At 66.3% G+C, this 6,932-nt stretch carries 6 protein-coding genes; 3 read left to right on the top strand and 3 right to left on the bottom strand.

The window, feature by feature from the left end:
* Nucleotides 1-107 precede the first annotated feature (107 nt).
* Both IEX72_RS05435 and IEX72_RS05430 read left to right on the top strand, forming a co-directional pair.
* Nucleotides 108-374, top strand: a complete 267-nt coding sequence (locus IEX72_RS05435) for a hypothetical protein (protein ID WP_188786373.1) — start codon at nucleotides 108-110, stop codon at nucleotides 372-374.
* 18 nt (nucleotides 375-392) lie between these two features.
* Nucleotides 393-605 carry a hypothetical protein gene (locus tag IEX72_RS05430; RefSeq protein ID WP_188786364.1) on the top strand — a complete coding sequence of 71 codons (213 nt, stop codon included), beginning with the start codon at nucleotides 393-395 and terminating at the stop codon, nucleotides 603-605.
* Between the two features lie 27 nt (nucleotides 606-632).
* Here the strand turns inward: IEX72_RS05430 and larC are convergent, their stop codons facing one another.
* On the bottom strand, nucleotides 633-2,063 hold the full coding sequence (larC, locus tag IEX72_RS05425) for a nickel pincer cofactor biosynthesis protein LarC (RefSeq protein ID WP_188786363.1): 1,431 nt from the start codon (nucleotides 2,061-2,063) through the stop codon (nucleotides 633-635).
* Between the two features lie 183 nt (nucleotides 2,064-2,246).
* Here larC and IEX72_RS05420 point away from each other — a divergent pair, with 183 nt between their 5' ends.
* Nucleotides 2,247-4,472, top strand: coding sequence for a CDC48 family AAA ATPase (locus IEX72_RS05420; protein WP_188786362.1), 2,226 nt, complete (start codon nucleotides 2,247-2,249; stop codon nucleotides 4,470-4,472).
* Nucleotides 4,473-4,498: 26 nt separating this feature from the next.
* Here the strand turns inward: IEX72_RS05420 and IEX72_RS05415 are convergent, their stop codons facing one another.
* Together IEX72_RS05415 and IEX72_RS05410 are read right to left on the bottom strand one after the other, a co-directional pair.
* On the bottom strand, nucleotides 4,499-4,948 hold the full coding sequence (locus IEX72_RS05415; protein WP_188786361.1) for a universal stress protein: 450 nt from the start codon (nucleotides 4,946-4,948) through the stop codon (nucleotides 4,499-4,501).
* A 45-nt stretch (nucleotides 4,949-4,993) separates the two neighbouring features.
* On the bottom strand, nucleotides 4,994-6,916 hold the full coding sequence (locus IEX72_RS05410; protein ID WP_188786360.1) for an ATP-binding protein: 1,923 nt from the start codon (nucleotides 6,914-6,916) through the stop codon (nucleotides 4,994-4,996).
* Nucleotides 6,917-6,932: the final 16 nt, after the last annotated feature.

Below are 6,932 nucleotides of genomic sequence, written 5' to 3'. Positions count from 1 at the left end.
CTCCTTGTCCTCTGGGGACTGCGGAATCACGTCGAACGTGTTGGCTCGCTTCATCGACTACGTATTATCTCATAACACACATAATTGTTCTGTTTATGTGATATTGTATGGTTGCAATTCGCATCGAGTTTGACGACGACGAACAGTACGAACGACTGAAGAAATTGAAAAAGCACCGTGGATTGAGGTGGAAGGGCTTACTGCTTGAAGGAGAAAAGAAAGTCAGAGAGGATACCCTGAATAAGGGTCGAACGTGGTTTGTGCCGTGGAGTGTCGGATTCACGCCCGCGGTGAACGGCGGGACTCTCTCCTTGATTCAGGTAGCCACGGTTCGGGGCGCACCGACAACAGATGGGGAAACCCCAAACGTGTAGCGGCGCCGTATCGTGAGTATGGTTATCCCGACGACGTCAGTGTGGGAGGAGATCACCGACGGGTTCACGCCCGAGTCGGTGATGGAGTACGAGAAAGCGACCGTGTACGGCGACTCCGAACAGGAGCGGGTGCTCCACCAGGGCCCGATCCGGATGCTCCCGAACGGGTGGATCGCGCTTCCAACCGGGCGGCTCCTCTCTCCGGAGGCGGTCCATCACATCGATCCGTAGCCGGTTCGCTCCGGTCGGATTGCGGCGTTATGTTTCCGGTCGAACAGCAGCCTCCGCGCGCCGTAACACCTCTCGGACGGGGAGTCCCGTCGCCGCTGCGACTGCGGCGGCGTCGTCGTACTCGGCGCTGTAGTCGTAGACCTCTCCCTCCTGGTCCGACGCGACCTTCACCGTCACCTCGTGGGTCTCACCGTCAACGCTGAGTTCGGCGGTTCGGAACTCGCGGTCGGCAATCCACCGGTGGCCCGCGCCGTGCTCGCGGACACCGAGTGTCCCGGTCTCGACCGCGAGTCGGCGGGCGACCCGGTCGGTGTCGCCGGGCTTGACGATCACCTTCACCAAGTGACCCGGCCGTGACTTCTTCATCGTCGTCGGCAGGATCGTCACGTCACGGGCGCCGGCGTCGGTCAGCGACCGCTGGAGGTCACCGAGCACCTCCGGGGGGGCGTCGTCGAGGTTGGTTTCGAGCACCGTGATCGACTCCCGATTGAGGGTACGGCCGCCGTCACCGACCAGCGCCCGCAACACGTTCGGCCGGTCGGGGAACGTGTAGCCACCCGCCCCGTAACCGACCGCGTCGACGTTGAGGGCTGGCAGCGACTCGACGCCGTCGGCGAACTGCGCGAGAATCGCCGCGCCGGTGGGGGTGAGAAGCTCCGCGTCGACGGGGCCGCCCCGGAGCGACCAGTCGGCGCCGGCCGCGATCTCGACCACCGCGGGCGCCGGGATCGGATACTCGCCGTGCGCCATCGACGCCGTGCCGCCGCCGGTGGCGAGTGGGGTCGTGGCGATCCGGCCGACGCCGAGGTCCTCGACCAGGAGCGCGACACCGACCACATCGGCGATGGCGTCGTCGGCGCCGACCTCGTGGAACGGTGTCGATTCGAGATCGGTGTCGTGAACCGACGACTCGGCCTCGCCCAGTCGTTGGAAGGTCTCGATCGCGTCGGACTCGACGCTTGCGGGGAGATCCATCGATCCGACGATGTCGACCACCTCGGCGTAGGTTCGGTGGGGGCCGTGTCCCTCTGCGGGAGTCGCAGCATCGTGCGTGTGGCTGTGGCCGTCGGAGCCGTCATGCGTGTGGCTGTGGCCGTCGGAGTCGTCGTGCGTGTGGCTGTGGCCGTCGGAGTCGTCGTGCGTGTGGCTGTGGCCGTCGGAGTCGTCGTGCGTGTGGCTGTGGCCGTCGGAGTCGTCGTGCGTGTGGCTGTGGCCGGAAGCGTGACCCCCGTGGTGGTGATCCGTGTGGCCGTGCGCTCCGTCGGACCCGTCGTCGAGCACCACTCGGACGGCCGTCGCCGCGATCCCGTGTTCGTCCACCCGATCGACCTCGTAGCGGACATCGAGGGCGTCCTCGATCGGCGCGAGGGCGTTGCGGTCCGCACCGGCCGCAAGCAGGGCCGCGAGCAGCATATCACCGCTGGCACCCATCCGGCCGTCGAACGCGAGTGTTCGCATACACGCCCCGTCGGTCCCCGGTGGCAAAGATCCACCCGTCGGTTCCGCGGGCGGTAAGGATTTGTATGCCCGACCGAAAAGACAAGACAAGATGTCACGAACCGGTGTCTGCGGCGACCGCAGCAGGCTGGGCGTCGGCCCGGGTCGTGACCGGCCAGCGGGACGTCCCCCCGCGATCTACCCATGAACGAAGTTCAACTCGAAGTGGCGAAAGCCTACCCGAACGACTCGGGCCGCGGGATCGCCCGTCTCGACCCGGACACGCTCCTCCACCTCAAGCTCTCGCCGGGCGACATCATCGAAATCGAAGGCGCCGAGACCACCGCGGCGAAGGTGTGGCGCGCCGACCGGCAGGACTGGAACACCGACACCGTCCGGATCGACGGCTTCACCCGACAGAACGCCGACATCAGCATCGGCGAACGCGTGACAATCCGGAAGGCCGAGGAGACGAAGGCCGAAAAGCTCGTGCTCGCACCGCCCGAGGAAGCGAGCGTGCAGTTCGGCTCCGACGCCGCGGGGATGGTCAAACGCCAGATCCTCAAGCGGCCGGTGGTTGAGCGCGACATCGTCCCCGTGATGTCGTCGACGAACCACCCGTTCATGCGGTCGCCGGGGCAAGCCATCCCGCTGATCGCGGTCGAGACCGAGCCCGACGGCGTCTGTCTGGTGACCGAAGACACGGAGGTCGAACTCCGCGAGGAGCCCATCTCCGGCTTCGAGAAAACCGGCGGCGGGATCACCTACGAGGACATCGGCGGGCTGAAAAACGAGATCCAGCGCGTGCGGGAGATGGTGGAGCTGCCCATGAAGCACCCGCAGATCTTCAAGAAGCTCGGGATCGAGCCGCCAAAGGGGGTGCTGCTCCACGGCCCGCCCGGCACGGGGAAGACCCTGCTCGCGAAGGCAGTCGCAAACGAGACCTCCGCGAGCTTCTTCTCGATCGCGGGCCCGGAGATCATCTCGAAATACTACGGCGAGTCCGAACAGCAGTTGCGCGAGATCTTCGAGGACGCCACCGAGGAGTCGCCGTCGATCATCTTCATCGACGAACTCGACTCCATCGCCCCCAAGCGCGAGGATGTGACCGGCGAGGTCGAGCGCCGGGTCGTCGCCCAACTCCTCACGATGATGGACGGCCTCGAGACCCGGGGCCAGGTCGTTGTGATCGCGGCGACCAACCGCGTCGACAGCGTGGATCCAGCGCTCCGTCGCCCCGGGCGGTTCGACCGCGAGATCGAGATCGGCGTCCCCGACGAGGTCGGGAGGAAAGAGATCCTCCAGATCCACACCCGCGGGATGCCGCTGTCGGACGACGTCTCCTTGGGCCACCTCGCCGACGAGACCCACGGCTTCGTCGGCGCCGACATCGAGTCGCTGACGAAGGAAGCGGCGATGAAGGCGCTTCGACGATACCTCCCGAAGATCGATCTCGACGAGGAGGACATCCCACCCAGCCTCATCGACCGGATGATCGTCAAGCGGGAGGACTTCGAAGGCGCGCTCGGAGACGTTGAACCCTCCGCGATGCGGGAAGTGTTGGTCGAGCTCCCGAAGATCTCGTGGGACGACGTCGGGGGGCTCGACGACCCAAAACAGACCGTCAAGGAGAGCGTGGAGTGGCCGTTGACCTCTCGGGCCCGGTTCGACCGGATGGGGGTCGACCCGCCGAAAGGCGTGTTGCTGTACGGTCCCCCGGGAACCGGGAAGACGCTGATCGCGAAGGCGGTCGCCAACGAGACTAACGCCAACTTCATTTCGGTTCGGGGGCCACAGCTCCTCTCGAAGTGGGTCGGCGAGTCCGAGAAGGCGATCCGGCAGACGTTCCGAAAGGCCCGGCAGGTCAGCCCGACGATCATCTTCTTCGACGAACTCGACAGTCTCGCGCCTAACCGCGGCGGCGAGACGGGCAACAACGTCTCCGAGCGCGTCGTGAACCAGCTGCTGACTGAACTCGACGGGCTGGAGGAGAGCGGCAACGTGATGGTGATCGGCGCGACCAACCGCCCGGACATGATCGACCCCGCCTTGATCCGGTCGGGGCGGTTCGATCGCTTGGTGCTCATCGGCCAGCCCGATGAAGAGGGCCGCGAGCAGATCCTGAAGATCCACACCCGCGACTCGCCGCTGGCGCCCGACGTGAGCCTCCGGGAGATCGCGGAAGTCACCGACGGCTACGTCGGCTCGGACCTGGAGACAATCTCCCGCGAGGCCGCCATCGAGGCGCTGCGTGACGATCCCGACGCCCGCGAGGTCGAGATGCAGCACTTCCGCCGCGCGATGGAGTCGGTCCGGCCGACGATCACCGAGGATCTCATGAGCTACTACGAGGAGATGAAAGACCAGTTCAAAGGCGGCGGTACGGAGCAGCTCGGCGGCCGTCGCGACGGGCGGATCGGGTTCCAGTAGTCGCAGCGCGCCGTTCGTCCGCGTCGTTATCGAACTACCGTCACCGGCACCGGCGACCGCCGAACGACACCTTCGGCGACGCTGCCGAGCACGAGTCGGGAGACGCCCTGTCGACCGTGGCTTCCCACAACGACGTGGTCGGCGTCGATGTCGTCCCCAACCTCGACGATGGTCGCCGCAGGCCGTCCCACCTCGGTTCTGGTGTCGATATCGCGGGCGGCTCCCGAGTCCCCGTCGCGACGCGTTACGGCGAGGCGCTCTCGGCCCTCCGTCAGGAGGTTGTCTGCACGCTCTTTTGCGCTCTGATACCACGCTTCCGACCCGCTCGGGAGGACGCCCGCGTCGGAGCCGGCCTGAATCGGGTCGATGACGTGGAGCAGCGTCGTCGACGCGTCGCCCCACTCGTCGGCGACAAACGTGACCGCGCGCTCGGACTGGGGGGAGCCGTCGACGGCGACGAGCACGTGAGTCGGCATACCGGGGCGTACAACGGGCGATGATAAAAACGCTACCCGTGGCAGCTACTCTCCGTGGCGTGTGAGGCAGGTCGAAAGCCCCGTGAGTTCTACAGGCTCGGAGTTATCCGGGGAGTAGACCACGAACTGGCCGGTCTCCATATACGGCACTTTGTCTTCTAGCTCCGGTGGGATGTTCACGCTCTTGATGGCGTCCTCGTCGCCGAGGTTCAACACGAGCCGTGTGTTGACCTGTTTGAACACCGGGTCGGCGATGTCCTGGGGGTCCTGGGTGACGAGACACAGTCCGAGGCGCTCCTTCCGTCCCTGCTTTGCGGCCTCGGTGAACTTCGAGATCACCTTTCGCGCCTGGACGGTGTCAGCGTCCGCGAGGAAGTTATGCGCCTCGTCCATTCCCAGCAGGACGGGCGTCTGTTTGATTCGATCGGAGTCCGGTGCGTTCGAGAGCTTGTCGTCGATCAGGAGACTCGACACCGCGAGCACGAACACCTCCTTCGCCCGCGACGTCGAGAGGTGGTACGTCGGGATCACCGTCAGTCCGCCGGGGCGAACCAGCTGGTGAGCCAGGTCCGTGATCGGCCGCGCCGACTGGTCGAAGACGCCGTCGGGGACGCCGTGGACCCGACGCTTCACCGCGTCGAAGGTTGCTTCGTGGACTCTCCCCGACTCGTCGAGTTCCTCCTTGAGAGCGGGGTTCTCGAGGAACGTCCGGAACTCGTCGTACGTTCCGCCGTCGCCGTACTCCCGGAAGAACCGGTTCAGGAGGTGAACGAGAGCAGGATACTGGTTTTCGTTGAGGCTGCTGCCCGCGACCAGCCACGGCCGGTCGCGAGCCATGGAGAAGGGGATCGTGAACTCCAACTGCTCCGCGTGGTGGCCGTCGCCGCCGTAGGGCACACCGTCCTCCTTCGGGACAAGGGCGACGGTGTCGTTGTGGCCGCCGTGGGCAACCCCCTCTCGTTCGTACCGGCGGGCGGTGGCGTCGTCCATCGCGGGGTTGTCGTCGTGCATCTGGGCGTACTCGTTCTGCGGGTCGAACTGGACGACCGCCAGTCGGGCGTCGCGACCGTCGTCCATCCCGTAGGTTCGGTCCTCGGCGAGCAACTGGCGGAGGAGGTTCTTCGTGGCGTGGGTTTTCCCGGAGCCGGTGCCGCCGGCCACGAGGGTGTGCCGGAAGACCAGCGGCTCGCCGCCGTCGTCGCCATCGCGGAGTCGATAGTCGATGGTCGGCGGACTCGCTGCGGTCCGGACGGTCTCGCCGCCGACCGAGAGGTGTCCGATGAAGATCCCCTCGCCGGGGATGTCGAGCCCGGTCTTGATCTGATCGGGATCGGTGGCCTCCGCGACGACCGCGCCCGGTTTGGGGACGCGGTCAACCATCCGGCGGTTGAGTTCCGGCGCGCCGTCGCTCGCTGCAGCGGCCGTGTCGGTACCCATATCACCGCCGCCGTCCTCAAACAACACCGCCAGCGGCTCCAACGACGCGACGAACTTGTAGTCGCGTTCCTCGAAGCCGTCCCGGCGCATCGCCCGCCGGGCGTGGATCTCGGTGGCGTCGTCGGTCCGGAACTCCTGGGCGTACTCCAAGGCGGTGATCTTCGAAAAGAGGAGTTCGTCGTCGGGGTACGGGACCAGGAGATATTTGCCCAGTCTGACGGTCTCGCGGTTGTCGGCGGTCACGTACGCTCGAAGTGAGGTGTCGTCGCCGTCCTCGGCCACGCGGAGCCCCTGTGAGACCGCAATCGCGCCGAGGCCGCGGTCGCGACCCGCCGGATCGGCGTTGTAGCGCTCGAACTCCACACCGACGCCGTCGGAGTCGTCTGTCGGGGTCGTCGACGGGTCGTCGCTGGCGGAGGCCCCGACCGACCCACTGTCTGCGGACCCGCCGCTGTGTCCCGTCGCCTCCCGGTCGTCGTCCCGGTCGGACGGGCGGTCGTCCGACCCGGGCTCGAAGTCGCCGAGGTCCATTACCGGACGGTTGCGC

This window comes from Halobellus salinus, assembly GCF_014646875.1.
Taxonomy (GTDB): Archaea; Halobacteriota; Halobacteria; order Halobacteriales; family Haloferacaceae; genus Haloquadratum; species Haloquadratum salinum.
This window is presented reverse-complemented; position numbering and strand designations above follow the sequence as displayed.

Coding starts and splice junctions, on each gene's coding strand:
- IEX72_RS05435 (WP_188786373.1), top strand. CDS start 108: ATGGTTGCAATTCGCATCGAGTTTGACGACGACGAACAGTACGAACGA.
- IEX72_RS05430 (WP_188786364.1), top strand. CDS start 393: ATGGTTATCCCGACGACGTCAGTGTGGGAGGAGATCACCGACGGGTTC.
- larC (WP_188786363.1), bottom strand. CDS start 2,063: ATGCGAACACTCGCGTTCGACGGCCGGATGGGTGCCAGCGGTGATATG.
- IEX72_RS05420 (WP_188786362.1), top strand. CDS start 2,247: ATGAACGAAGTTCAACTCGAAGTGGCGAAAGCCTACCCGAACGACTCG.
- IEX72_RS05415 (WP_188786361.1), bottom strand. CDS start 4,948: ATGCCGACTCACGTGCTCGTCGCCGTCGACGGCTCCCCCCAGTCCGAG.
- IEX72_RS05410 (WP_188786360.1), bottom strand. CDS start 6,916: ATGGACCTCGGCGACTTCGAGCCCGGGTCGGACGACCGCCCGTCCGAC.